Here is a 2,308-nt window from a genome sequence, read left to right as displayed (position 1 = left end):
TGGTCTTGCAGAACTTCTCCAGCCAGATGCAGGTATTTCTCATCTTCCTCTGTAAACAGCACCGTCTGCTTGAGTAAGCTCAGATGTTCCATTGACAGCGGTGACTTGGCAACCTCCTCAGTGCCGTAAGTATAACCAGTAATCGTGGTATACATATCATCCTCTCCTTCAAAACTAAACCCAGTATCTCGCTTTAACTCGGTTGAGAACAGGTATGATCGGACAGTAAACCCGCAACTTAACTGCAAAAAGTGAGGTAGAATACCTTTGTACTTAGGGGCTTTATTCTATAAACTATCCTTTAAAGGATCAGTAGTGAATGGCACTAAGAAAAGCGCAAATGTATTATTTACAAGGGTTTCATCACTTTGGAGAAACGCAGGCTAATGAGGCAGCGATCGCAAACTGAGAGTTGCCGATTATTTTGATTCCCGACCTTAAAACTATTAGTTTCCTAAACTCATTGCCAGGCAAGTATTTCACCTTTTCTTAGTGCCATTCGGATCAGTAGTAGAATCGAATTCGGCTCACCTCCTTTGCCCGAATGGTACTAAGAAAAGATGAAACTTAGTCAGGGCAGGGTGTAGAGGGTAGGGTGTAGGCTAAGTGTGTTAAGAAAATTGAATTTTAGTGCATCAAATAGAACAACATCTTCTTCCAACCCTTAACCCTACACCCTATACCCAAAAGCCAGTAATATCAGGGGTTTACGCTTATCAAGCGTGCCATTCGTTATAGCCCACAAGGTTGTTCCCTCGCGCCCAGGTAGAAGTGAACCACGAGTCTGCTTTCCGCCGCCCAAAAATTTACCCCTTGATGACTAAATCCCGGCATGAATTACAAAAGCAATTAAAAACTGCTTAACCACAAGTGTTTCAGCTTTTCAAGCGTGTCATCCGCTCCTGGACGCTTAACATCGGTGAGAGGTTAGAACAAAGTACCTTTTGTCAATCAGTTAAAATACTCAAAACATTTTAAATAAGAATGATAATCGTGTTGAGGGTAGGGGGAGGAGGTGAGCGACGCTCACCTCCTCCCCCTATATTTGATTATCATTATCTTTAAAATATTTAACTGCTTTTATAGCAGATGAAAAAGTATTGTAACGACGTAAAAAGCGGGCAGCATTGTTAAGTAAATTCAATTATCAAACGAGGTAATGAGAAGTTTGGTCTACCATTATGCCCAAGCGACAAAAACAAAACTCTGATCACGCACACAAACATAATACTCCTACTATAGATAATGAAGTGATCGCTAAACACTTAGAAGCAATATTTAATACCAGCAGTTTTTGCCCAACAAAAATATTATAAACAGTTAGGATTACGAGACAGGGTTCTCAATTTATCTTTAATGGTAGCAGCAGTTTTAACACTGTTGTGGCGACAAGTTCCTGGTGTTCAAGAGTTAAATCGTCTGTTAGCACGAGAAGGTTTATTATGGTGTCCTGCTACTAAAGTTGCTCAACAGTCTTTGTCAGAAAGATTTTTAGTATTTCCTTCGGAATTATTTGAGCGGACGTTTAAAGATTTATTGCCGAAATTACAATTTAATTGGCAACAAAGATTCAGACGACCATTGCCAGATAGTGTGAAGTTTGCACTTGATAATTTTGAACGAATATGGATAGCTGATGGGTCTACATTGGAGGCTCTATTTCGGAAGCTAAAAAGCTTGGAAGACCTGAAAACAGGGCAACTTGCAGGTAAGATTTGTACAGTTATTGATTTAGTCACTCGTTTACCTGTCGAAGTCTGGTTTCATACTAATCCTGCCGCATCCGAAACTAATTTTGAAACTTCATTACTGAATTTGCTACCTGCTAAAACTCTGGTTTTACTTGACAGAGGTTTCTATCATTTTCAGTTTTTACAACAACTGATTAATCAAGAAGTCCATTTTATTACTCGTTTAAAAGCCAAAGCTTCTATTAAATACTTAAAAATTTTTAGCTATGATCATTTACTTAAAGACCGATTGATTCAACTTGGTACTGCTCGTCGTGGCGCACCAGTACTGACTTTACGTTTAATCGAGATAAAGGTTGGTAAAACCAGCTATTCTTATATTACTTCTGTTCTCGACCCACACATATTACCTCCCTATGTCGTCGCTGATTTATATCGACGAAGATGGAGAATTGAAGAGGCTTTTTACGTGGTTAAACGTTTATTGGGACTGTCTTATTTATGCAGGGTTAGCGCATCTCAAACCCTATTGACAAGGGGATTTGTTTGAATTAGGAACTGTACTGTACGTTGGCTCCTGATTGAACGATGAGAGGAATTAATACCTTACTGTCCAA

1 pseudogene is annotated in these 2,308 nt (G+C 39.3%); it reads left to right on the top strand.

From position 1 onward, the window contains the following. Positions 1-1,181: 1,181 nt before the first annotated feature. Positions 1,182-2,193 (top strand): annotated as a pseudogene (locus H6G97_RS50080) (IS4 family transposase); the annotation flags it as partial. Positions 2,194-2,308 lie beyond the last annotated feature (115 nt).

Origin of the sequence: Nostoc flagelliforme FACHB-838, from assembly GCF_014698065.1 — a bacterium.
In the GTDB taxonomy this organism is placed as follows: Bacteria; Cyanobacteriota; Cyanobacteriia; order Cyanobacteriales; family Nostocaceae; genus Nostoc; species Nostoc flagelliforme_B.
The sequence above is the reverse complement of the archived record's forward strand: the minus strand, read 5'-3'. Positions and strand labels throughout refer to the sequence as shown.